The organism is Nocardia africana NBRC 100379 (assembly GCF_001612635.1).
Classification (GTDB): domain Bacteria; phylum Actinomycetota; class Actinomycetes; order Mycobacteriales; family Mycobacteriaceae; genus Nocardia; species Nocardia africana.
In genome coordinates this window covers 111,246-133,922 of the sequence record NZ_BDAV01000003.1, presented here as the reverse complement: position 1 = coordinate 133,922, position 22,677 = coordinate 111,246, and the positions used below count along the sequence as shown (strand labels likewise).

24 protein-coding genes and 1 riboswitch are annotated in these 22,677 nt (G+C 68.8%); of the genes, 13 read left to right on the top strand and 11 right to left on the bottom strand.

The annotated features are described in order from the left end of the window. Window positions 1-184 precede the first annotated feature (184 nt). Window positions 185-445, top strand: a complete 261-nt coding sequence (locus NA3_RS03740; RefSeq protein ID WP_128145051.1) for a hypothetical protein — start codon at window positions 185-187, stop codon at window positions 443-445. A gap of 140 nt (window positions 446-585) precedes the next feature. After that, window positions 586-741, top strand: coding sequence for a DUF6131 family protein (locus NA3_RS37510; protein WP_167354950.1), 156 nt, complete (start codon window positions 586-588; stop codon window positions 739-741). 96 nt (window positions 742-837) lie between these two features. On the opposite strand, the gene NA3_RS03735 is transcribed toward NA3_RS37510, so the two are convergent. The 3 genes from NA3_RS03735 to NA3_RS03725 all read right to left on the bottom strand — a co-directional run bounded on the left by NA3_RS03735 (window position 838) and on the right by NA3_RS03725 (window position 4,714). Further along, a complete protein-coding gene (locus NA3_RS03735) occupies window positions 838-1,689 on the bottom strand; it encodes an alpha/beta fold hydrolase (protein WP_062962147.1) in 852 nt (283 codons plus the stop codon). 43 nt (window positions 1,690-1,732) lie between these two features. Next, window positions 1,733-2,590 (bottom strand): cyclopropane mycolic acid synthase family methyltransferase, encoded by an 858-nt coding sequence (locus NA3_RS03730; RefSeq protein WP_062962146.1) that lies wholly within the window; start codon window positions 2,588-2,590, stop codon window positions 1,733-1,735. A 114-nt stretch (window positions 2,591-2,704) separates the two neighbouring features. Beyond that, window positions 2,705-4,714 carry a heavy metal translocating P-type ATPase gene (locus NA3_RS03725; RefSeq protein ID WP_062962145.1) on the bottom strand — a complete coding sequence of 670 codons (2,010 nt, stop codon included), beginning with the start codon at window positions 4,712-4,714 and terminating at the stop codon, window positions 2,705-2,707. 93 nt (window positions 4,715-4,807) lie between these two features. On the opposite strand from NA3_RS03725, the gene NA3_RS03720 reads away from it, so the two are divergent. Together NA3_RS03720 and NA3_RS03715 are read left to right on the top strand one after the other, a co-directional pair. Continuing rightward, window positions 4,808-5,170: an ArsR/SmtB family transcription factor gene (locus NA3_RS03720; RefSeq protein ID WP_062962144.1), complete on the top strand. Its 363-nt coding sequence runs from the start codon at window positions 4,808-4,810 to the stop codon at window positions 5,168-5,170. A 261-nt stretch (window positions 5,171-5,431) separates the two neighbouring features. Next, entirely contained in the window at window positions 5,432-5,776 is a 345-nt protein-coding gene (locus tag NA3_RS03715; protein ID WP_062962143.1) for a YrdB family protein, read from the top strand. 34 nt (window positions 5,777-5,810) lie between these two features. On the opposite strand, the gene NA3_RS03710 is transcribed toward NA3_RS03715, so the two are convergent. Continuing rightward, window positions 5,811-6,326 carry a L,D-transpeptidase gene (locus NA3_RS03710; protein WP_062962142.1) on the bottom strand — a complete coding sequence of 172 codons (516 nt, stop codon included), beginning with the start codon at window positions 6,324-6,326 and terminating at the stop codon, window positions 5,811-5,813. Between the two features lie 171 nt (window positions 6,327-6,497). Next, a complete protein-coding gene (locus NA3_RS03705; protein WP_062962141.1) occupies window positions 6,498-7,286 on the bottom strand; it encodes an SDR family oxidoreductase in 789 nt (262 codons plus the stop codon). Between the two features lie 99 nt (window positions 7,287-7,385). Here NA3_RS03705 and NA3_RS03700 point away from each other — a divergent pair, with 99 nt between their 5' ends. From NA3_RS03700 to NA3_RS03690, 3 genes are all read left to right on the top strand, one after another. Next, the gene (locus tag NA3_RS03700; RefSeq protein ID WP_128145052.1) at window positions 7,386-8,009 is read left to right on the top strand and encodes a TetR/AcrR family transcriptional regulator; all 624 of its coding nucleotides are present in this window, start codon (window positions 7,386-7,388) and stop codon (window positions 8,007-8,009) included. A gap of 61 nt (window positions 8,010-8,070) precedes the next feature. Beyond that, window positions 8,071-8,523, top strand: coding sequence for a DUF2752 domain-containing protein (locus NA3_RS03695; RefSeq protein WP_084491031.1), 453 nt, complete (start codon window positions 8,071-8,073; stop codon window positions 8,521-8,523). Window positions 8,524-8,552: 29 nt separating this feature from the next. Further along, the gene (locus tag NA3_RS03690; RefSeq protein ID WP_062962205.1) at window positions 8,553-8,741 is read left to right on the top strand and encodes a hypothetical protein; all 189 of its coding nucleotides are present in this window, start codon (window positions 8,553-8,555) and stop codon (window positions 8,739-8,741) included. Between the two features lie 16 nt (window positions 8,742-8,757). On the opposite strand, the gene NA3_RS03685 is transcribed toward NA3_RS03690, so the two are convergent. Both NA3_RS03685 and NA3_RS03680 read right to left on the bottom strand, forming a co-directional pair. Next, window positions 8,758-10,257: an aminotransferase class V-fold PLP-dependent enzyme gene (locus NA3_RS03685; RefSeq protein ID WP_084491029.1), complete on the bottom strand. Its 1,500-nt coding sequence runs from the start codon at window positions 10,255-10,257 to the stop codon at window positions 8,758-8,760. A gap of 47 nt (window positions 10,258-10,304) precedes the next feature. Further along, a riboswitch (SAM riboswitch) is annotated at window positions 10,305-10,418 on the bottom strand. A gap of 109 nt (window positions 10,419-10,527) precedes the next feature. Then, window positions 10,528-11,094, bottom strand: coding sequence for a flavin reductase family protein (locus NA3_RS03680; RefSeq protein ID WP_062962139.1), 567 nt, complete (start codon window positions 11,092-11,094; stop codon window positions 10,528-10,530). 83 nt (window positions 11,095-11,177) lie between these two features. On the opposite strand from NA3_RS03680, the gene NA3_RS03675 reads away from it, so the two are divergent. Continuing rightward, window positions 11,178-11,999, top strand: a complete 822-nt coding sequence (locus NA3_RS03675; RefSeq protein ID WP_062962138.1) for a crotonase/enoyl-CoA hydratase family protein — start codon at window positions 11,178-11,180, stop codon at window positions 11,997-11,999. A 63-nt stretch (window positions 12,000-12,062) separates the two neighbouring features. Here the strand turns inward: NA3_RS03675 and ppa are convergent, their stop codons facing one another. Continuing rightward, the gene (ppa, locus tag NA3_RS03670; RefSeq protein WP_062962203.1) at window positions 12,063-12,554 is read right to left on the bottom strand and encodes an inorganic diphosphatase; all 492 of its coding nucleotides are present in this window, start codon (window positions 12,552-12,554) and stop codon (window positions 12,063-12,065) included. Between the two features lie 265 nt (window positions 12,555-12,819). Here ppa and NA3_RS03665 point away from each other — a divergent pair, with 265 nt between their 5' ends. The 5 genes from NA3_RS03665 (at window position 12,820) to NA3_RS03645 (ending at window position 18,341) form a co-directional block, all read left to right on the top strand. Then, on the top strand, window positions 12,820-14,247 hold the full coding sequence (locus NA3_RS03665) for a D-alanyl-D-alanine carboxypeptidase/D-alanyl-D-alanine-endopeptidase (RefSeq protein ID WP_084491026.1): 1,428 nt from the start codon (window positions 12,820-12,822) through the stop codon (window positions 14,245-14,247). A 14-nt stretch (window positions 14,248-14,261) separates the two neighbouring features. Beyond that, the gene (locus tag NA3_RS03660; RefSeq protein ID WP_084491023.1) at window positions 14,262-15,398 is read left to right on the top strand and encodes a zinc-dependent metalloprotease; all 1,137 of its coding nucleotides are present in this window, start codon (window positions 14,262-14,264) and stop codon (window positions 15,396-15,398) included. 173 nt (window positions 15,399-15,571) lie between these two features. Then, window positions 15,572-16,504 (top strand): tRNA lysidine(34) synthetase TilS, encoded by a 933-nt coding sequence (tilS, locus tag NA3_RS03655; protein WP_062962200.1) that lies wholly within the window; start codon window positions 15,572-15,574, stop codon window positions 16,502-16,504. A gap of 24 nt (window positions 16,505-16,528) precedes the next feature. Continuing rightward, window positions 16,529-17,083, top strand: a complete 555-nt coding sequence (gene hpt, locus NA3_RS03650) for a hypoxanthine phosphoribosyltransferase (protein WP_030517362.1) — start codon at window positions 16,529-16,531, stop codon at window positions 17,081-17,083. A gap of 376 nt (window positions 17,084-17,459) precedes the next feature. Further along, entirely contained in the window at window positions 17,460-18,341 is an 882-nt protein-coding gene (locus NA3_RS03645) for a LysR family transcriptional regulator (protein WP_062962137.1), read from the top strand. Window positions 18,342-18,357: 16 nt separating this feature from the next. Here the strand turns inward: NA3_RS03645 and NA3_RS03640 are convergent, their stop codons facing one another. From NA3_RS03640 to NA3_RS03630, 3 genes are all read right to left on the bottom strand, one after another. After that, on the bottom strand, window positions 18,358-19,686 hold the full coding sequence (locus tag NA3_RS03640) for an amidase (RefSeq protein ID WP_062962199.1): 1,329 nt from the start codon (window positions 19,684-19,686) through the stop codon (window positions 18,358-18,360). A 542-nt stretch (window positions 19,687-20,228) separates the two neighbouring features. Next, complete coding sequence (locus NA3_RS03635; RefSeq protein WP_062962136.1) at window positions 20,229-21,068, bottom strand: SDR family oxidoreductase; 840 nt, start codon at window positions 21,066-21,068, stop codon at window positions 20,229-20,231. After that, complete coding sequence (locus NA3_RS03630) at window positions 21,065-22,588, bottom strand: aldehyde dehydrogenase family protein (RefSeq protein ID WP_372464274.1); 1,524 nt, start codon at window positions 22,586-22,588, stop codon at window positions 21,065-21,067. Before NA3_RS03630 ends, NA3_RS03635 begins: the two co-directional genes overlap by 4 nt. Between the last annotated feature and the right edge of the window lie 89 nt (window positions 22,589-22,677).

The window sequence follows — 22,677 nt, the reverse complement described above, 5'->3', positions numbered from 1 at the left end:
TACCGATGGTGCCGACGGCGCCGCGGCCGTGAGCCGACGGAGCGGCGGACGTATCCGCGGGAGCGTAGGCATCGAATTATCAGGTATCCGGAAGGCTCGCGCCGGCAGCGGTGGGCTCCGGCGTCGCCGATCGTCCGGACGTGGACGGCGGTGCGATTCGTCGGTCCTGAAGAAGCGAAAGGGCTTGGCTCACATGAAGTTCGCCGACTCCCATACCGCCATCTGCTTCGCCGACTTCTTCTACCGCGGCTCGCTGATCGACCGCGTGACCTATGTCACCGTGGACAGTGGCCGCGCCAACCTTCCGTGGCCCAGGGAATACGACGGATTGAGAGCAGACCGGTACGACACCGCGGTGGCGCGGTTGGTGCACGCACTGGGCGACGCCTCCGAGGACTTCGACACCTATTTCCAGCGAGCCGGATTCGTCCTGGGTTTGATATAGCCGAGTCGTCGCCTCCAGGCTTCACCGGTGAAGAGAGCTCGTTTCACTCCGGGATATCCGGGTATCGGATGTTTCGAGCCACCGCTGATCGCAGCCGGTCGCCGGACCGGTGCGAGGTGAGCGAAAGTGAGGAGATTGCTGTGATCACTCTCGGGGTTGTCCTTCTGGTTCTCGGTTTCCTGCTCGGAATTCCGATCCTCTGGACATTGGGCATCATCGCGCTGGTCGTGGGGGCGGCGCTGGCTCTGCTGGGGGCGCTGGGACGCCCGGTCGCCGGCCGCGCGCACTACTTCTAGCGCGCCGGGCCGCCGCGGACTGTGCGGCAGCGGTGTAAACCACGCGACCGCCCCGGAAGCCGTTTTCCGGGGCGGTTTCGCATCTACCGCGCGGACTCACCGAAGCAGGAACTCCGTGGCGACCCGCTCGAACGCCTCTTTGGCTTCGATCATCACCCAGTGCCCGCAGTTGGGGAAGATGTGCAGTTCGGCATGGGGGATCAGCCGCATCGGGATCATCGGCATATCGGGTGGGCATTGCCGGTCGTCAAGACCCCAGGTCAGCAGGGTGGGGCATTGCACCGTGCCCAGCATGGACCAGTACGGTGGCACTCCCGAGGTGGCCATCATCTGTTGTTGCGCGGCGAACGTCCGGGAGCCGTACATCGCCGCGAGCGTCTTGTGGGAGCCGGGATCCTTCGCGGTCTCCCAGCGCTCCTCGATGCGTTCGTCGGTGATCAGGGTGCGGTCGTAGACCATGCATTCCAGCCAGCGCACCAGTTTCTCGCGGCTCGGGGCGTCGGCGAATTCCTGTAGCAGTCGCGTGCCCTCGCTGGGGTTCTGGCTGAAGATGTTCGGGCCCACGCCGCCGATGGTGATCAATTTGCTCACGCGCGCAGGGTGTTTCATCGCCACGTTGACGCCGACGACTCCGCCCATCGAGTTGCCGATCATCGCGGCGGATTCGATGCCCAGCGCGTCCATGAATCGGACGACCGACGACCCCGCGGTCAGCACGGGATGCCCGTCGACGGGATCGCTCACGCCGAATCCGGGGAACTCCAGCACATAGCAGTGGAACCGCTGCGCAAACGTGCCGAGATTGCCCCGGTAGTTCCGCCACCCGCTGACGCCGATCCCGGAGCCGTGGAGCAGCAACAGCGGCGGACCGTCCCCGGCCTCGTGATATCGCAGCACACCCTGGTCCGTCGCGAGCTCACGCTTGGTCGCCTCGTAACTCACATCCATGCCGCCACAGTAGAACACGTTTCATTTCGGTGGCGGGCGTCCGTCACGCCAGGAGGACGTGCTGGCGGACGTCGATGTAGCCGTCGCGGAACAGGTCTGCGCAGCCGGTCAGGTAGCGGAGGTAGCGGTCGTAGACGGCGGGGGAGGTCAGGGCGATGGCTTCGGAGCGGTGGTCGCGGAGGGCTTGGGCCCACAGGTCGAGGGTGTGGGCGTAGTGCGGTTGCAGGGATTGGACGTCGTGGAGGGTGAAGCCGGCCCGTTCGGCGTATTCGCCGATCCACTGGGGCTGCGGAAGTTGACCGCCGGGGAAGATTTCGTCGAGAACGAACTTGCTGAAGGCCAGGTATTCGTGGGTGAGGGGTATGCCCATCTCCCGGAGTTGGTGCCGGTGGAAGCCGATGATGGTGTGCAGCATCATGCGGCCGTCGGGGGGCAGCAGGTGGTGGCAGCGGTCGAAGAACGCGTCGTAGCGTTCGCGCCGGAAGTGTTCGAAGGCTCCGATCGAGACGATCCGGTCGACCGGCTGGTCGAATTCCTCCCAGCCGCGCAGGTACACTTCACCGGTGCCGGGCGGCAGACCGTCCAGCAGGTCGCGCACGTGCTCGAACTGGTTGCGGCTCAGCGTCAGGCCGATGACACGCACGCCGTATTTCTCCACGGCGCGCAGCATGGTGGAGCCCCAGCCGCAGCCGATGTCGAGCAGCGTCATACCCGGATGCAGATCGCATTTGCCGAGTGACAGGTCGATCTTGGCGAGCTGTGCCTGTTCCAGGGTGAGGTCCGGTTCGCGGAAGTACGCGCAACTGTAGGTGCGCGTGGGATCCAGGAAGAGAGCGAAGAAATCGTCGGACAGGTCGTAGTGGGCCTGCACGTCGGCGTAGAACGGTGACAGATCGGTCATGGCGACCTCTGGTGGTCGGTTTCGGGAAACGCTCTGCTTCTGAAACGAGGTACCCCGGCGGCGGGTTCGACCCGTCCGCCGCACCATGCGCGCTCGACCAGTATGCGCCTCTCGCTACAGCGGGGTGGCGCGATCGATGGATCGGACGAGGACCGGGCGCGGCCGTCGATCGTCGCGGCGTGCCGTCCCGTTCTCCCAGGCGCGACCGCGCAGCAGGCGCACGCCGTTGAGGCCGACGATGACGGTGGAACCCTCGTGTCCGGCGACCCCCAACGGTAGCGGAAGGTGGCCGACGAGGTCCCAGGTGATCAGGACGGCGATGAAGGTCGCGGCGATGATCAGGTTGGCGACCACGATGCGCCGGGCGCGACGCGACAGGGCGATGACCGCCGGGACGGTGGTCAGGTCGTCGCGGATGACGACGGCGTCGGCGGTGTGCAGGGTGAGGTCGGATCCGTTGCCGCCCATGGCCATTCCGACATGAGCGGCGGCGAGCGCGGGTGCGTCGTTGATGCCGTCGCCCACGGCGGTGACGCGGTCGCCCGCGGCTTCCAGTTCCGTGATCGCGGCGACTTTGGCTTCCGGCAGCAGGTCGGCCCGGACGTCGGTCAGCCCGAGGTGGGCCGCGAGCTGCCGGGCAGCGGCCGCGTTGTCGCCGGTGATCAGAACCGGTGTGGCCCCGGTGATTTCGGTGATCGCGGCGACGGAATCGGCCGCCTCGGGACGCGCCAGATCGGTGATGCCGAGGATCGCGACGGTGCGGCGCTCGCGCCGCACGATCACAGCGGTATGCCCCGCCTCCTGTATCTCCGCTACGACGGCCGTGGCAGCGGTGTCGGTCGAATTCAACAGCGCGGCAGGTGATCCCACCTCGATGAGGTGACCGTCCACCGTGGCGGTGACGCCGCGTCCGGGCTGCGCGCTGAAGTCGACGGCGGGCGGCAACGTCAGTCCGCGCTCGCGACCGGCCCGGACAACCGCGGTGGCCAGCGGGTGCTCGCTGGAATATTCGGCGCCCGCGGCCCAGCGCAGGACCTCCTCGGTCGTACCCGGGCTGCCGGGCAGCACACGGATGTCGGTGAGTTCCGGGACGCCGCGGGTGAGCGTGCCGGTCTTGTCGAAGGCCACGCGGGTGGTGCTGCCCAGCCGTTCCATCACGACCGCGGATTTGACCAGTACGCCGTGCCGGCCGGCATTGGCGATCGCGGCGAGCAGCGGCGGCATGGTGGACAGCACCACCGCACACGGCGAGGCGACGATCATGAACGTCATCGCTCGAAGCAGTGAATCCTGCAGCGCCGCACCGAGCAACAGTGGCACCGCGAAGACCGCGAGCGTCACCGCGACCATGCCGACCGAATAACGCTGTTCGATCTTCTCGATGAACAGTTGCGCTCGCGCCTTGGTGCGGCCGGCCTGTTCGACCAGGGCGGCGATGCGGGCCACGACGGAGTCCTCGGCGCGGCGACCGACCCGCACCCGCAGGACGCCGGTGCCGTTCGAGGTTCCGGCGAACACCACGTCACCGGACAATTTGTCCACCGGCATGGGCTCACCGGTGATGGTGGCCTGGTCGACCTCGCTCGCGCCCGCGAGGACCGTGCCGTCGGCGGCGATGCGATCTCCGGGGCGGATCAGAATCACATCGCCCACCGCGAGATCCGCTGCCCTCACGGTCGTTTCGACACCGTCGTCGATCCGGGTGGCGGTGTCGGGCGCCAGGTCGAGCAGGCCGCGCACCGAGTCCTCGGTGCGCGCGGTCGCGAACGCCTCCAGTGCGCCCGAGGTGGCGAAGATGACGATCAGCAGTGCGCCGTCGGTGATCTGCCCGATCGCGGCGGCGCCGATCGCGGCCACCACCATCAGCAGATCGACGTCCAGCGTCCTTTCGCGCAGGGCCCGCACCCCGGCCAGGGCGGGTTCCCAGCCGCCGGTGAGGTAGCAGGCCAGATACAGCGACCACCACGCCTCGGGCGGTGTGTGCAGGATCCGGGCCACCGAGCCCACCGCGAAGAGCAGCAGAGCTGCTGCGGCCCAACGGATTTCGGGAAGCGTGAACAACCGGGTCCGCCGCGCGGGTATCGCCGTGAGCGCGGCGGGACGCGTGGCGGCCGGTGCGGACACGAGAAACCTCCGAGGGTCGGGAGCGGACAACCCGAGAATAACAGAACACGTGAAGAGGTCTTCATGTATACCTGTCGGCTAAACTCCACGGTTATGGGACATGGCGTCGAAGGCCGCGACCGGCCGATCGCCCGGCTGGACAGTGAGTCCGCCGCGCATGTGGCGACCACCCTGCAAGCCCTGGCCACGCCGAGCCGGCTGCTGATCCTCAGTGAATTGCGCCAAGGGCCACGGCCCGTCTCCGAACTCGCCGAGGCGGTGGGGATGGAACAGTCCGCGGTCTCTCATCAGCTCCGTCTGCTGCGTAACCTCGGGCTCGTCACCGGAACCCGCGCCGGGCGCAGCATCGTCTACAGCCTCTACGACACACACGTCGCACAGCTGCTCGACGAGGCGGTGTACCACAGCGAGCACCTGCGCCTCGGTCTGTCCGATCGACCGCGAACGGCCGGCTGAGGACGTCTTCTCGACGGGCGGTTCGGTGTATTCGTCGACTGTTCTTGTCTGAGTGCCCCTTCGATTTCGGCGCGCCGACGGGATGACTCGGTCGCTCGCGCCGGCCGAATCGATCCTGCTCGCCCGATCCTGCGAGCCCGGCTCACTCCGCCGCCCTCACGCCGTCGCGCACGGCAATCCGCAACGGTTGACAACGCCTCCGCTCTAGCGCACACTGCTCGTGTTAGAGAGCGCTGCTCTCATGAGCACGAGAGGGCAGTCATGCAGGAACTGTGGAAGTGGGCCAATTTGACCGTCGCCTTCGCCGTGGAGGTGGGCGCGCTGGTGATACTGGGACTGTGGGGATGGCGGGCCGGCGACAACACCGTGGCGAAAGTGGTTCTGGCGCTGGGCATCCCGCTGGCCGCCGCGGTGGTGTGGGGAATGTTCGCGGCGCCGAAGGCGAGTTTCGATGTTCCGCTGCTCGCGGTGATCACCAAGATCGTGGTTTTCGGCGGCGCCGCGGCCGCGCTGTGGGGACTGGGGCACCGGGTGGCCGCGGTGGTTTTCGCGGGCGTCGTGATCGCGAATCTGCTGGCGATCAAGCTGGGTCACCTGAATTCGTAGCGCGCCGACCCGGAGCCCGGGCCGGCGCGTACGGTCACGGCACGACTTCGAAGACGTCACCCGGATTGACGTAGTCGTAGAAGGCCTTGGCGCCTTCGGGCGTCATCCGGATGCAGCCGTGGGACTGCTCCTCGATCGGTCCGATGTGGGTGGCGATATCGCCGTTGAAGAAGACGGCCCAGCGCATTTCGGCGTTGTGCATGGTGCTCCAGTGATACGGCTCCTTGAACGCGACGTGGAAGGTGCCGGGTGGTGTCTCGTACCCGGGCCGCCCGTGCGAGATGGGGGTCGGGCCGTAGACGACGCGGCCGTTGTCCATCAGCCAGCCCTCGTTGGTCGACAGGCGCAGGCACGCGCGTGCCGCGGCCGAACACGGAGCCGAGATCTGGCCGGGCGGTGAGGGTACGAGTTGCGGAATGCCGGGGATGTCGGGGCCGCCGGGCCACACCGGGTCGGCGCCCGCGGGCGCCGTGACAGCGAATCCGGCGGCCGCGATCGCTGTCGCGGCCGCCGCTCGGATCGTCCATCGGGTGATGCTCGTGCAGTTCATATGCGTCCGACCTCTCTACCCGGCCCGCTGTCCGGCCGGACCGGGCGGCGGGCACATTCGTCGACAAGCGGGGACGGCACCGTAAGCGATCATGTGTGCTCGATCACAGTGCATAGTTGATCATTGTGACCTGCCGAGCGCGCCGATGGTACGGAAGAATCCGCGTTGTTATCACAAATCGGGCAGGCCGAGTTCCAGGTTGGGTGCGGCGATACCGCCGTCGATCTCCAGAATCTTGCCGGTGAGATAGCTGCCCGCGGGCGAGCAGAGATAGACGATGCCGGCCGCGATATCGGTCGGATCGCCCAGCCGATGCAGCGGGGTGTCGGCCTCCATCTTCGCCTTGACCTCGGGATTCTGTGCCACCACCTCGAGTGCGGAGGTGAGCACCGACCCGACCGCGATGCCGTTGACCCGGATCCGCGGCGACAGATCCGCGGCGGCCAGCCGGGTCCAATGCGCGAGCGCAGCCTTGGCCGTGCCGTAGGCGAGGAAGCCGCGCCCGGGCGCCCGGCCCATCATCGAGGAGATGTTGACCACCGAGCCGCCCTCGCCGGCGAGCATGTATGGAACCGCGGCGCGGGTGAGGGCGTGCGCGGTGGAGACGTTGAAGCGGAACGCCTCCTCGAGGAATTCCGTCGAGGTGGTCATGAAGGTGTTCGGCATCGTGCCGCCGACATTGTTGACCACGATGTCGATGCGGCCGAATTCGGTGGCGGCGGCCTCGGCCAGTGCCGTGACGGCGTCGAGATCCGACAGATCGCAGGCCACGGCCAGGGCGCGCCGGCCCGTCGCGCGGATCTGTTCGGCGACCGCGTCCAGTTGCGACCGGGTGCGTGCGGCGATCGCCACATCGGCGCCCGCCTCGGCCAGGGCCAGGGCGGTGGCGGCGCCGATACCGCGGCCGGCGCCGGTGACGACGGCGACGCGGCCGTCGAGTCGGAATTTGTCCAGGATCATCGCTAGTCCTCTCGGTTGTTGTCCTCGCAGTGTTAAGAATTAGCTCTTAACTGTCAAGGACTAGTGCTCAATTACCTGGTAGGACGTATCGTGCTCAGGGTGGAAGCAGTGAGTGCCCGGGAGCGGTTGATGGTGGCGGGGGAACGGTTGATCGCCGAGCGGGGATATCTGGTGCCGCTGCGCGATATCGCCGCCGCGGCCGGGCAGCGCAACAACTCGGCGATCCCGTATCACTTCGGCTCGCGCGACGGACTCGTCGAGGCGGTCGTGCAACAGCGGCTGGCGACACTGGAGGTGCGCCGATTGGAATTGCTGGCGCAGCGCCCGGCCGCGACCGGCGACGATGTGCACACTCTGCTCGACGCGCTGGTCATCCCCATGTTCGAACTGGGAGCACGGAACGAGAGTTCGTACTACGCAAGGTTTCTCGAACAGATTCGCACCCATCCGGCGGTATCGGACGCGGCCAACCTGGACAGCGCCGAACGGACCTCGGTGCGAGTGATCGTGGGCGGGCTGGACCGTGCGCTCTCGGACCTCCCGCCGCGGCTGCGGCATCGCCGGCTGCGCAGTCTCACCACGGTCCTGTTCGCGCTGCTGGCCGACCACGAACGCGCCGTCGAGGCGGGCCGGATCGCCGCCGACGACCGCGAGGCCTGGGATCAGGTCATCGACATGCTCGCCGGCACCCTCACCGCGCCGGTGACGACGCGTGCCCGGTGATTCCTCGCCGCAGCCCGCCGACGCTGGCGGCTCACCGCGCCCGCCGATTACCGTGAACTCTGTGGATATCGCGCGCGAGCTGCCCGGCGAACGGTCGGTGCCGCGCACCGGATGGCGCGCTCAGGGCGGGCCGGTGCTGGCGGCCGGTGCGGTGGTCGCCGCGGCTACGGTGCTGCACTTTCGCGATCCGCACAGCCAGGGGGCGTACGGGGTATGTCCGTTCCATGCGCTGACCGGGTGGTGGTGCCCGGGATGCGGCGGATTGCGCGCTGTGCACAATCTCACCGACGGCCGGGTGCTCGACGCGCTGCACAGCAACGTCTTCGTGCTTCCGCTGCTGCTCACCCTCGCACTGTGGTGGGGGCGGTGGGCCCTGGGACGATGGCGCGGCAGAGCCGACGCCGCCTTTCCCTTCACCCTTCGTGGCCAGGCGCAATGGTGGTTGATCGGGCTGCTCGTGGTGTTCACCGTCGCCCGCAACACCCCCTGGGGTACATGGTTGGCCCCGGTCTAGGCGGGCATGCTGGAAGTATGACCCAGGAGATAGCCGATTCGCTCAAGGCTCGGGTGCGCCAGAAGATGGTGCGCCAATTGAACGAGGACGGTACGCCGGACGCCGAGCAGGACGACCCACGCCAGATCGCCATCGAGAACGACCTCGAGGCCCTCGATTCCGTCGCCGACGGCGATCCGCTGGTCGAGGAGTTGGCTGCCCGCTACCTGGTGCCGTGAGCCGGACCCTGGCGCGTCATACCCGGGCGCTGAAATCCTGGGCGCTGAAATCCTGGGCGCACGGAGTCGCCCCGCGCGCCGCCTCGGTCAGCCCCGGCCGGGTTTCCGGGGCGGGGGACCACTGTCCTTCGGTGCACGTGTAGTTCCACTGCGCACCGTGTCGAACCAATCGGCTCAGGGCCTCGATCAGCCGATCGACATCGTCGGCCGACGTGCCGAGGCCGACACTGGCACGGACCGCGCCGTCCACGCCGAGCCGTCGCAGCAGGGGATGAGCGCAGAATCGACCGTCGCGGACGCCGATGCCGTATTCGGCCGACAGATACGCCGCGATCCGGCCGGGCTCGAACCCGTCGACGGTGAACGCCACGATGCCCACACTGTCGGCGCTGTCGGCGCTGTCGGCGAAGATGCGCAGTTGCCGCACGCCCGCAACGGTTGTCAGTCCGTCGCGCAGGCGGCGGATCAGATGGTGTTCGTGCTCGGCCACGGCGTGTTCGTCGAGGGCGCTCAACGCCTCACAGGCCGCCGCGACCGCCGCCGCGCCCAGGACGTTCGGCGATCCCGCCTCGTGCCGCTGCGGTGCGGGCGCCCAGTGCGCCTGCTCGGTGGTGACGGCGGTGACCGCCCCGCCGCCGGCCAGATACGGCGGCGCCGCGTCCAGCCAGTCCCGGCGACCCACCAGCACCCCGGCGCCGAAGGGCGCGTACAGCTTGTGGCCGGAGAAGGCCAGGTAGTCGATGCCGGTTCCGCCGGATTCCGCGAACGACTGCAGGTCGATGCGACGATGCGGGGCCAGCTGCGCGGCATCGACCAGGATGCGGGCGCCGTGACGATGCGCGATCGCGGTCAGTTCCGCCAGCGGCAGCACTTCACCCGTCACATTCGACGCACCGGTAACAGCAAGCAGCGCAGCGGGTTTCGCGCACAACTCGGCCTCGATCCGATGCAGCGTCCCGGTGATCGTCTCGGCTGCGGGGACCACCCGGCGGCCGCGGCGCGTCCAGGGCAGGAAGTTCGCGTGATGCTCGATGTCGAGCACCACGGTGTCGCCGGGAACGCAGCAGGCCAGCAGATTCAGCGAGTCGGTGGTGTTGCGAGTGAACACCACCACCTGATCGTCGGCGCAGTTCACCGCCCGGGCCACCGAAATCCGCGCTGCCTCATAGCAATCGGTGCTGATGCGGGAGGCGTATCCGGCGCCGCGGTGCACGCTGGCGTAATAGGGGAGCAGTTCGTTCACCCGGTCGATGACCTGGGCCAGCGCGGGGGCGCTGGCGGCGTAGTCGAAGTTGGCGTAGGTGCGGAAACCGCCCTGTACCAGGGGAACTCGCAGATCGCAGCCGGAGACGCGGGCGATCGGCTCGCCGGTGCGGCAGGCGCGAGTGGCATGGTCGGCGCGGTCCGATACCGAGCAGGCGCAGAAGGTGCCGGCGCAGCCTGTGTTCGAGCAAACCTGCTGCGGGGCAACGGTTTCGGCGGTGGCTACGGCAGTTGTCGAGACAGCAGTACGCATCGGGGCGATCCCTTTGTTCAGGGACTCCGGATGTGGAGGGTGATCGGAGTCCGCGCTTGCCGTGCTCGGTCGAGCAGCGGCCAGGTCGTCACCCGGAGCACCCCACCGCGGAGGAGGGTTGCCGACCAGCTAGCCGGGGCTTGACGCTGGTACTCGTGACCTGAGCCGAGAGTGGCAGAACTCGCCCGGCATTGTCAAGCGCCGGCCTCGCGAGCGGCAAACGCGCCGCGCCGCCCAGCGAATCGGGAGTCGCGTGAAAGCGCTTGTGGCTCAGTCCAATCCGGCTGGGCGATGATAGGTGCCGTTGTAGTACAGCAGCGGGTTGCGCATCGGTTCACCGCCGGTGTCGTCGTGCACGCGGGTGACCAACCCGACCACCAGGGTGTGGTCGCCGATGGGGATCAACCGGTGCACGGTGGCGCGCACCCAGATCGGGGTGCCGTGCAGCACCGGCTCGCCCGTCTCGAGCGTCGACCACGATTCCCGGTCGGCGAAACGCTCTGCGGCGGCGCGTGAAAACCGTTGTGCCAGATGCTGTTGATGGTCGCCGAGGAAATGGACGACGACCGAATCGGCCTCGGTCATCGCGTCGATGGACGAGGAGGTGTGGGCGATGTTGAACGAGATCAACGGCGGGTCCAGCGACAGCGAGGCGAAGGAGGTGGCGGTGAAACCCACCGGGCGTTCCTGCCGTCTCAGGGTGACGATCGTCACTCCGGCGGGATAGTGGCGCATGGCCGCTCGGTACTGCGCGGCGGTGACGCCGTCGTGCTGAGGTTCGAGATCCTGAGGGTCGAGATCGGCCAGCTCGGCGTCGGGTCGCTGGGAACTGCTCACGCCTCCAACCTACGTCCTGCCCGCGCTCCCGCAATCCCGACCGCTGTCCCGGTGCCGCCGAACTGCCCCGATACGCTGGCCGAATGAGTGATTGGAAGGCTTTCGACGTCGAGCGCACCGGTCACGTCGCGAGAGTGACGCTGACCGGGCCCGGCAAGGGCAATGCCATGGGCCCGGATTTCTGGAGTGAGTTGCCGCTGATCTTCGGCGAGCTGGACGCCGACCCGGAGATCCGCGCGATCGTGCTCACCGGTTCCGGTAAGCACTTCTCCTACGGTCTCGATCTGCCCGCGATGAGCCCGACCTTCGGTCCGCTGCTGGCCGAGAAGGCCCTGGCCGCACCGCGCACCGATTTCCTCTACGAGATCCGGCGCATGCAGGCCTCGGTGACCGCGGTCGCCGACTGCCGCAAACCCGTGATCGCCGCGATCTCCGGCTGGTGCGTAGGCGGCGGACTCGATCTGATCGCCGCCGCGGATATCCGCCTGGCCAGCGCCGAGGCCAGCTTCAGCCTGCGCGAGGCCAAGGTCGCCATCGTCGCCGACATCGGGTCGCTGCACCGGTTGCCGGGCATCATCGGCGAGGGTCATGTGCGCGAACTCGCCTACACCGGCAAGGACATCGACGCCGCGCGCGCCGAGAAGATCGGTCTCGTCAACGACGTCTACCCGGACCAGGAGGCGGTTCTGGCCGCCGCGCACACGCTGGCCGAGGAGATCGCCGCGAACCCGCCGCTGGTCGTGCAGGGCATCAAGGACGTGCTCGATCAGCCCAAGGCCGGCAAGGTGGCCGATGGACTGCGGTACGTGTCGACGTGGAACGCGGCCTTCCTGCCCTCGGAGGATCTGACCGAGGCGATCCAGGCCGTCTTCGAGAAGCGCAAGCCGAACTTCCGGGGCAAGTAGCTCGGCGGATCCGCGACGGCGCTCGGCGGGACGCATACGCCCGCGAGCGCCGTCGACCGGCACTCAGTGCCCGCCCTGCTCCCGCAGCCGCTCGAACGCCTCGGTGGCAAGGGTCTCGGCCTTGGCCCGGCCGTCCCAGCCGTCGACCTTGACCCACTTGCCGGGCTCGAGGTCCTTGTAGTGCTCGAAGAAGTGCTCGATGGCCTTGCGCTCGAATTCCGGGATGTCGTCGACGTCCTGGATGTGATCCCAGCGCTTGTCACCGGCCGGAACCGCGACGACCTTCTCGTCGCCGCCGGCCTCGTCGCTCATCAGCAGCACACCCACCGGGCGGGCCTCGACGATCACGCCGGGGAACACCGACTCGGGCAGCAGCACCAGGCAGTCCAGTGGGTCGCCGTCGGAGCCCAGCGTGTTCTCGATGTAGCCGTAGTCGGCCGGGTAGACCATCGGGGTGTAGAGGTAGCGGTCCAGCCGCACCCGACCCGTCTCGTGGTCGACCTCGTACTTGTTGCGCTGCCCCTTGGGGATCTCGATGGTGACGTCGAACTCCACGTCATCTCCTTCGTCCGATGCGTATGCGTTGATGCGGTACGGCTGCACGCCGGCGTGTGCCGCGGCCGGCTCGCCGACCGGTTCGGTGGGTTGCCGACTCGCCAGCTCGTTCGGTGGAACGCCGGCGAGGTGAGGATAGTGTGGTCGATGCGCGCATGGGTGCGGCAGGGAGCGTCCGCCTCACACGGGTGAATAGGGAGACAGCTGTCACGTGGTAGGTCGAGGTAAGAACATCGGTGGGCTGGCCGCTCGCCGCCGCCGCAATATGTGGGTCGCGGTGCTGGTCGCAACCGTTGTCGCCGTTGTCGTGGCCACGGTCGCCCTGGTGACGGTGCGGCCCTGGACCGACGAATTCCGGCACGGGGGTTTGACGATAGCCGCACCCCCGGCCCCCGTGAAGCCCTTTCCGCAGCTGAATCCCGCCTCGGTGAGTGCCCCCGAACCCAGCCGCCAGGGCCTGGCGAACGCTCTGGCCCAGGTGGCGACCAGTCCGGACCTGGGCAATTTCGCCGGATCGATCTCCGACCCCGATACGCGCACCATGCTGTGGAGCGCCGATCCGGACAAGCCGATGATCCCGGCGTCCACCCTGAAGGTCATGACCGCGGCGGCGGCCCTGCTGGTCCTGCCGCCGGACCATCGGCTCACCACGCGGGTGGTGGCCGGTTCGGCGCCCGGTGAGGTGGTGCTGGTCGGCGCCGGTGATCCGACCCTCACCGCGCAGGCCGACGGCAAGGGGTACTACCCGAACGGGCCGAAGGTGTCGGATCTGGTGGCGCAGATTCGTGCCGCCGGCCATCCGGTTGACACGGTCGTGGTCGACACCTCGCTGTACTCGGGCCCGACCTCGCCGGCCGGCTGGGATCCGGCCGATATCGCGGGCGGTTCGTGGGCGCCGATCGAACCGGTGATGATCGACGGCGGCCGTCTCGACCCGCTGGTCGAATATTCGCCGCGCTCGGCCACACCCGCATTGGACGCGGGTCGCCGCCTCGCGCTGGAGCTGGGCGCCGACCCCGCGAAGGTCCGGCCGGGCAGGGCCGCGCCCGGAGCCGCCGAACTGGCTCACGTGGAATCCGCGCAGTTGCGGGACCGCTTGCGGGACATGATGATTCACTCCGACGATGTGCTCGCCGAGACGATCGGCCGGGAGATCGCCGCGGCGACCGGTGGCGAGCAGTCGTTCGCCGGTGCCGCCTCCGCCACCCTGACGGCGTTGAAGGCGGCGGGTTTCGACACCGCGGGCGTCACCCAGATCGACAACAGCGGCCTGTCCACCGACGACCGGGTTCCGGCACGACTGCTCGACCGGATCATCGCCGAGTCGGCCGCGTCCGCGCAGCCGGGCGGTGCGGATCCGGCCGGCACCTCCGCGCCCCCGGTGGTGAACACCGGTGACAGCGCCGCGGTCGCCTCTCCGCTGGCGCCGCTGCTGGACTATCTGCCGGTCGCCGGCGGGACCGGATCGCTGTCCGTGCGGTTCGTCGACGGCGGGCCCCAACGCGCCGGTGCGGGCTGGGTGCGCGCCAAGACCGGAACTCTGTCCGTGTCGAGCGCGTTGGCTGGATATGTGTTGGATCGCGACGGGCGAGTCATGACCTTCGCGCTGATGTCGAACGACCGGCCCCCCGAGGCCAGCCGCCCGGCACTGGACGCCGTCGCCACCACGCTTCGCAACTGTGGATGCTCCTGACGGGTGGAAATGCGATGACCGGATCCGGTGACCCCGCCGATGGCCGTACCGCCGACGAGGCGGTGGTCGCCGGTCGCGAACCCACGGACCTGGCGAAGAACCCGGCCGCGAAGCGCTCGGTGCTGGCCGGCTCGGTCGATTGGCGGCTCGCCGCACGCGCGGGTAGCGCCGTCGTGCCGTCCGGTCCCCGCACCACGCGGTATTCGGCCGAACAGGTCGTCCAGGAACTGTCCGAGGCGTCCGTGCGCGCCGAGGGCCCGGTGCGCGAGGTGAGTCTGCTCCTCGACGACCAGCCCGTCCCGCAGGCCACCATCGTCGATCGCCGCGGCTGGATCCGCGCGGCCGCCGAATCCATGTCCGAACTCACCGGAACCGCCGACGACGACCGCGGCCGCTTCGCCGGGAAACCGGCCGGGGTTCAGGCCGGGGCGATGCTGGCTTTCCTGTCGACGGCGATCCTCGGCCAATACGATCCGTTCAGCGGGCCGGACGGCACCCTGTTGCTGGTCGCCCCCAACATCATGGCCGTGGAGCGCGCGCTCGGGGTCCTGCCCAGCGATTTCCGGCTGTGGGTCTGTTTGCACGAGGTGACGCATCGGGTGCAGTTCTCCTCGGCGCCGTGGCTCGGCGACTACATGAAGCAGAACGTCGACACCCTCGGCGCCGTCGGCGACGAATCGGTGAACGAGGTACTGACCAGGCTGATGGAGGAGCTGCGCCGCCGGCGCGACAACGGGGTCGGCGACGATCCGGCCGATCGCGGCATCCTCGGCCTGCTGCGGGCCACCCAGCCGCCGCCGCAGCGCGAGGCGCTGGATCGGTTGCTCATGCTCGGCACCTTGCTGGAGGGCCATGCCGATCACGTGATGGATGCCGTCGGCCCGGCCGTGGTTCCGACCGTCGCGCAGATCCGCGAGGCCTTCGATCAGCGACGCCGGCGCCCGGCCAACCCCGTCCAGCGCCTGTTGCGCGCCCTGCTCGGCGTCGACGCGAAGGTCGCGCAGTACGTGCGCGGTAAGGCGTTCGTCGACGAGGTCGTCGGCAAGGTCGGCATGCAGCGGTTCAACACCGTCTGGACCGACGCCGACACCCTGCCCCGTCCCGACGAGATCAGCACGCCGCAACGATGGATCGACCGAGTCCTGGGATGAACCCGGCGGATCTGCCCGCGGAGGCGCCGGGAACGGATCCGGTGTCGGCGGCGGAGATCCGATCGCCCGACGATGCGGAGACGCCCTCGGCATTCGGGCCGGACTGGTTGCGCGCACAGGAGGCGCGGGCGGCGGACGGGGCGCGATTGCCCGAGACCCGAGCCGTCTTGGTCATGCGGCACGCCGTACGGGATTGGCTCGCGCGCTATGCGCCGGCCGGGGTCGTCGCCGTCGCGCTCTCGGGCGGGGCGGATTCGCTGGCACTCACGGCCGCGGCGGTGGCCGAGGCCGCAGCGGCCGACGCGCTCATCGTGGATCACGGCTTGCAGGAAGGTTCGGCGGCCGTCGCGGAGGAGGCCGCCGAGGTTGCCCGTCGGCTGGGATGCCGGTCGGTCCGGGTGTGCCGGGTGTCGGTGACCGGGCCGGGCGGGCCGGAGGCCGCCGCCCGGCAGGCTCGCTATGCGGCGCTGGACGAGCTGCGCGATGGGCTTCCGGTGCTGGTCGGGCACACCCTGGACGATCAGGCCGAAACCGTGCTGCTCGGATTGGCGCGCGGCTCGGGCCAGCGATCGATCCAGGGGATGGCCGAATACGACGAGCCCTGGGGCAGGCCGCTGCTGGGCGTGCGGCGCGCGGTCACTCGGGAGATGTGCCGGGATCTGGCGCTCTGCCCGCACGAGGACCCGCACAACGCCGCCCCCGAATTCACCCGCGTCCGGCTGCGGTCCGAGGTGCTGCCACTGCTGGAGGAGGTTCTGGGCGGGGGTGTGGCGCCCGCACTGGCGCGCACGGCCGCGCAACTGCGCGAGGACGGCGAGGCGCTCGATGCGATTGCCGATCGATTGCTGATCGACGCGCGTGATGGTTCGTCACTGTCGGTCGAGACACTCGCCACGGTGCCGCCCGCGATTCGTCGTCGCGTCATCCGGGCCTGGCTGCTCGACGGTGGTGCAAAAGCCTTGACGGACAAGCATTTACGTGCGGTCGAGTCCTTGATCACCGAGTGGCACGGCCAGGGCGGCGTCGCGGTCGGCGGAGGAATGCCGGGGATCAGGTTGGTTGCCAGGCGCGAACGTGGCAGGCTGACGTTGGCGTTTGCACGATAACGACCCGAAGGGAAGCCAGCACACGTGTACGGGGACGACATAGCGTCGGTGCTGATCACCGAGGAGCAGATCCGAGCCAAGGTCGACGAGCTGGCCGAACTCATCGCGAAGCGATATCCCCCGGACGCGCCGGAGGGTGACCTGCTGCTGGTCGGCGTGCTCAAGGGCGCGATCTTCTTCATGACCGAGCTGGCGCAGGCGCTGCCGATCCCGACGCAGATGGAGTTCATGGCCGTCTCCTCGTACGGGTCGTCCACCTCCTCCTCGGGCGTGGTCCGGATTCTGAAGGATCTGGACAAGGACATCGCCGGGCGCAATGTGCTGATCGTCGAGGACATCATCGACTCCGGTCTCACGCTGTCGTGGCTGATGCGCAACCTCTCCAGCCGCAACCCCGCCTCCCTGGAGGTGGTGACGCTGCTGCGTAAACCGGACGCCCTGCGCACCCACATCGAGGTCGCGCACGTCGGCTTCGACATCCCGAACGAATTCGTCGTCGGGTACGGACTGGACTACGCCGAGCGTTACCGCGATCTGCCCTACATCGGCACCCTCAACCCGCGGGTCTACAGCGCCTGAACTGGGCGGATGACCGAATCGGTGACCGAATTCCGCCGGACTGTGGCGAAAATCACCGTTTGAGGATGTTCCCTGCGCAATCGCTATCGATGGAAGTTGCTGGTCGGTCCGGATAACGGGCTGCCTCGGCGGGGGAGATCGGTGCGTGGCGCGCACTGTGACATCACCGCTGGTCGTCGCGCGCGGTGAAGCCGTTTCATCGGCTCCCGGCGACGGCGGTCGCGTTCGCTGGAAATTTTCCGAGGCGATTGTGCTGGAGTTATGGCGGAGCTCTATGCTGTCGGTAACAAACCGTTTGGCTGTTTCTGACCCTCTATTCAGACTCGAAGGTCGAAAGCGGCTGGATTTCCAAGACCGATTCTGATAGCAAGGTGCTATGGACCCGCATTTGCGCGACCTGCGGTACTTCGTCGCCGTCGCTGAGGAACTGCACTTCACCAATGCCGCTCAGCGACTGCACATCGCTCAACCCACCCTCTCGCGGCAGATCCGCCAGCTCGAGCGTCAGCTCGACGTGGTCCTGTTCGATCGCAACCAGCGCAGCGTGGCGCTGACCGTCGCCGGTAAAGAGCTGCTCGAGGGCGCCCGCCGCATCCTGGAGCTCTGGGAGGTCACCAACGTGGCTCTCCAGGAGGCCGGCGAGGTACTGCGGGTCGGTATCCAGAGTTCGATCGGCCGCGGTCTGATCGCCGAACTGGAAAGCGCCAGCGGACATCGGCTGGCGCTGCATTCGGCGTCGTGGACCGATCCTTCCAGCGGGCTCGCGGGCCGGCAGGCCGACCTGGCGCTGATGTGGCTGCCGGTGCCCGATTCCGGGCGTTACCGCTGGCAGGTGCTGCGCACCGAGGCGAGGTGGGTGCTCCTCCCGGAGAACCACCGGCTGGCCGACCAGGAGAGCATCGACTTCGCCGATCTGATCGACGAGCCGTTCATCGCGATGCCCGCCGAAGCCGGTGCGGCACGCGACTTCTGGCTCGGCGGCGACGCCCGCGGCGGCCGTCAGGCCAAGATCGGCGGCGAGGCCGCCACCGCGGAGGAGCGGCTCGAGGCCGTCAGCCTCGGACTCGGAGTCTGCCTGCTGGCCGAGAACAATGTGCCGATGTATCGGTGGCCCGGGCTCACCGCCCGCCCGGTCGCCGGCCTCGCACCGTGTGAACTCGCCATGGTGTGGCGCGCGGACGACGACCGGCCGACCATCCTCGATTTCGCCAATCGCGTTGTCGCCGGGGGATTTTCCGTCGTCGAAGACGACCGCTAGGCAGTCCGGGGGACGCTCAGGCGGTGCGCTGCCAGGGTTGCGCCGCCTCCAGTTGAGCGGCGAGGCGTAGCAGCGTCGATTCGCTGCCGGGCGGCCCGGCCAGCTGCGCCGCCACCGGCGTCCCGGTGCGCGGGTGCAGTCCCATCGGGACGCTCACCGCCGGCCAGCCGACCAGATTCCACAGCGGCGTGAACGGCGAGAAGCGCACGTTGGCAAGCACATTGGCCAGCCAGCCGCGCGCGTGCCAATTGCGTGCCGCGGGGGCGGGCGTGGCCAGTGTCGGGGTGATCACCACATCGTGCTGCTCGAAGAAGTCGAGCAACCGCGCCTCGATCCGGTCGACCTGATTCGGCCGGACCAGCCCGGCCTTCAGCACCGCCCGGCCCAGCGCGATATGCACGCGGCTACGGCGTTGCAGCAGTTCCGGATTCGCCACCGCGCCCTCCTCCCGGGCGGCGTTGGCCACCCAGCGCACCGCGAGCGCCGTGGTCGCGCCCTGATACGGCAGCGCGGCGGCGGCAACGGTGTGCCCGGCCTCCCCGGCCAGGCGGGCGGCCGTCTGCGCGGCCGCGGCCCAGTGCTCGTCCACCCGCACGAGCGGGGACGGCGATCCGGCCGCGATCGCGAGGCGCAGTGGTGTGGGCGGTTCCAGGTCGGCCAGGGCGGGCCGGTCGGCCAGCACCGACAGCATCAGCGCCGCGTCGGCGACCGTGGTCGCGAGCACTCCGTTCTCGGTCATGCCGCCCCAGGAGTCGACACCGACCTGGGCCGGAACCACGCCGCGCCCCGGCTTGATGCCGAATACGCCGCAGCAGGCGGCGGGTATGCGCACCGACCCGAGTCCGTCGTTACCGTGGGCCACCGGCACGAGTCCGGCGCCGACCGCGGCGCCCGAACCACCCGACGATCCGCCGGCGCTGTAGCGAACATTCCAGGGAGAGCGCGCAATTCGGTCGGGCGTGTCGGAGGTGCCCCAGAGCCCGCCCTCCGGCATCTCGGTCAGGCCCACCACGACCGCGCCCGCGGCCCGCAACCGCCGAACCACCGGGTGATCGGCGGTGGCCGGCAGGCCGGACCCCGCGCGCGAGCCCGCGGCGGTGACTTCGCCGGTCACATCGATGTTGTTCTTCACCGCCACGGGCACACCGGCCAGCGGCAGGATGTCGAGATCGGCGCGGTCGGCCAAGGCGCGGCTCTCGGCCCGGGCCTGATCCGCGCGGACGGTGTGGAAGGCGCCGACCCGCGCGTCGCCGCCGGCGATTCGATCCAATGCGGCATCGATGACCTGCCCGGCCGTGACCAGGCCGTCGCGCACCGCGGCGGCGATCGCCGTGGCGGTCCTCAACTTCGCCGGATCGGGGGCCTTCTCGGCCTCCGCGGCACCGCCGCCGGTGACCGGCTCGCTGCTCGCGGGCTTCGGGCCGACCGCCGACGAGGGCGAGTCGTGGCGCCGAGTGGGCGTGGACTTCCCGGTGTCCGCAGGGCCTTCGGTAGCTGCGGACTCATCGGTGCCGGGGTGGTCGCCCGGCGGGGTCTTCGACTCCGGATCGGCGCTGGAATCGTGCTGCGGTTGAGCGTTTTCCGACGGCGACCCGGAGCCCGGATCCGCTGGGTCCGAACCGGTGGTTTCGTCTGCGTCCACTGCTACCTCCCGGGTGGCGCGCGAGACGGCGTCCGATGTCGCGTCGGTCAGTGCGGTGCCCTCGTCGTGCATATGTCGAAGCCCCCGTCGCGTTGTGGTCGATATGGGCTGTTTTCGATGTTGTCGCGCAAGTTATCACTTTCGGTGAGGCACACCGTTGAATGATCACGGGGCGTGGCGGATGCACGGTGGCCGCGGCACCCACCGGACACCGCGGCCGGACAGCTCGTTTCGCTCGTGCCGCGCTATTCGGTCCCGCTGCGGACCCGCTCCTCGTACGCCTTGCGGGCCGCCGAATCCACGTCGCCGAGGAACGTCTGCTGCGCGCCCAGGGCACGTCCGATCGCATCGCCCACCGCTTCCGGCAGCAACCCGACCACCTGCGAGATGGCGCCGGCCACCTTGGTCACGCGTACCTTCGACTTCGGCGCGACCAGCAGTTTCGCGATGGCCTCGGCGATCTCCTCCGGCTCGGCCGGGCGCATCAGCTTCGGCGCCGAAACGCCTGATCCCAGTTCGGTATTCGTCAGCGTCGGCAGCACCGAGGAGAACGACACGCCGGTATCGCGGTACTCCTCCCGCAGCGTGTCGGTGAAGCCCAGGACCGCGTGTTTGGTGGCGTTGTAGGTCGCCAGGCCGGGGATGTGGGTCTCACCGGCGAGGGAGGCGATATTGATGATGTGGCCGCTGCGCCGCGGCAGCATCCGGGCCAGCGCCAGCTTCGAGCCCAGGATGACGCCGTAGACATTGATGTCGATGATGCGGCGGGTCAGCGCATCCGGTTCGTCGACCACCTTGCCGGTGGGCATGATGCCGGCATTGTTGATCAGCACATCGACGGGGCCCAGCGCCCGTTCCACCTCGTCGAGGAAACTGCTGAACGACTGCTGGTCGGTGACGTCCACGCGGCCGTAATGGTCGAAATCGTGCTCGGTGCCGGACTGTTTGACGGCCGTCTCGTCCACATCGCCGATGGCGATCTTGGCACCGAGTTGCTGCAGCCGCGTCGCGGTCGCCAGGCCGATACCGCGGGCACCGCCCGTGATGACGACGACCTTGCCGTTGATCTTGCCGAAGTCGGTCACTTCTTCCCTCCGACCGTGTCGAGCACGTCCTTGATGCCCAGCCGGCGCATGCCGCGCGCACCCGCGGCGCGCATCGCGGCCAGCGCGAAACCGAGTTTGGTGGTGTTGTACGGGAACCACATGAGTTCTTTTTCCTGCGTGGGCAGGATCGGCACGGTGATGGCCTGTTTGCGGCAGTATTTGCGCACGCCGTCGGCGCCGCCCCAGCGCGCGCCCACGCCGGACTGCTGCCAGCCGCCCATGGGCAGCGCGAAGCTGAACATGTTGGCGAACACGTCGTTGATGTTCACCGCGCCCGCATTCAATTGGCGCGCGACGCGTTCCCCGCGGGCCTTGTCGCCGGTCCACACCGACGCGGACAGGCCGTAGATCGAATCGTTGGCCAGCCGAACGGCTTCCGCCTCGTCGGCGACCTTCATCACCGGGATGGTCGGGCCGAAGGTCTCCTCGGTCATACAGCTCATCGAATGGTCGACGTCGGCCAGCACGGTCGGCTGGTAGAAGGTGCCCACACCGGTGGCCTTACCGCCGGTCACGGCCCGCGCGCCCTTGGCGATCGCATCCTCGACGTGGTCGGAGACGATGGATTTCTGCGCGTCGTTGGCCAGCGCGCCCACATCGTATTTCGGCTCCCGGCCGTCGGCGCCCTGCCGCAGTTCGCGCACGTGCGCGGCCAGTTTCTCGACGAAGGTGTCGTAGACCGGCGCCTCGACGTAGACCCGCTCGACCGAGATGCACACCTGGCCGGCGTTGAACAGGCCGCCGAACGCGATGCCGTAGGCGGCGCGGTCGATATCGGCGTCGGCCAGCACGATCGCCGGATCCTTACCGCCGAGTTCCAGGCTGTAGGGGATGAGCCGCTCCACGCAGGCGGCGGCGATCCGCTTACCGGTCTTCGTCGACCCCGTGAACTGCACGTAGTCGACGTTGTCGACGACCGCCGCACCCGTCTCGCCGGCGCCGGTCACCACGGCCAGGACCGGCGGCGCACCGATTTCGGACCAGCCGCGCGCCAGTTCCAGCGCGGACAGCGGAGTCACCTCGGACGGCTTGAGGACGACCGCCGCACCCGCCGCCAGCGCCGGAATCACGTCGATCACCGGCATCGCCAGCGGGAAGTTCCATGGCGTGATCACGCCGACCACGGGATAGGGCCGATAGGCGGTGGTCAGCTTCTTGACCCGGGCCAGCGGGCTGTGTGGGGACGGGTGTTCGTCGGAGAGGAACTTGCCTGCCCGCCGGGCGTAGTAGCCGGTGAGGTCGACCGAGAAGCTCGGATCGATCAGCGCGTCGACGCGCGCCTTGCCGGTTTCCGACTGCAGCACATCGGCGAGATGGTCGGTGTGGTCGATGATCCAGTCCTGCAGCTTCAGCAGCCATTCCTTGCGGCCCTCCGGCCCGATGGCCTCCCAACCGGGCTGGTAGAGACGCAATTCGCGGACCTTCGCGGCCACCGCGTCGGCCGATTCGGCGGGGACGGTGCCCACCAGCTCGCCGGTCGCGGGATTGCGCACCTCGATCTCGGTGGCCACCTCGGTCGCGACCGCCGTCGCCTGCCGCCCGGACGACGCGGCCGGCTTCGCGGTGGCCGGTGCCGATTTCTTCTCGG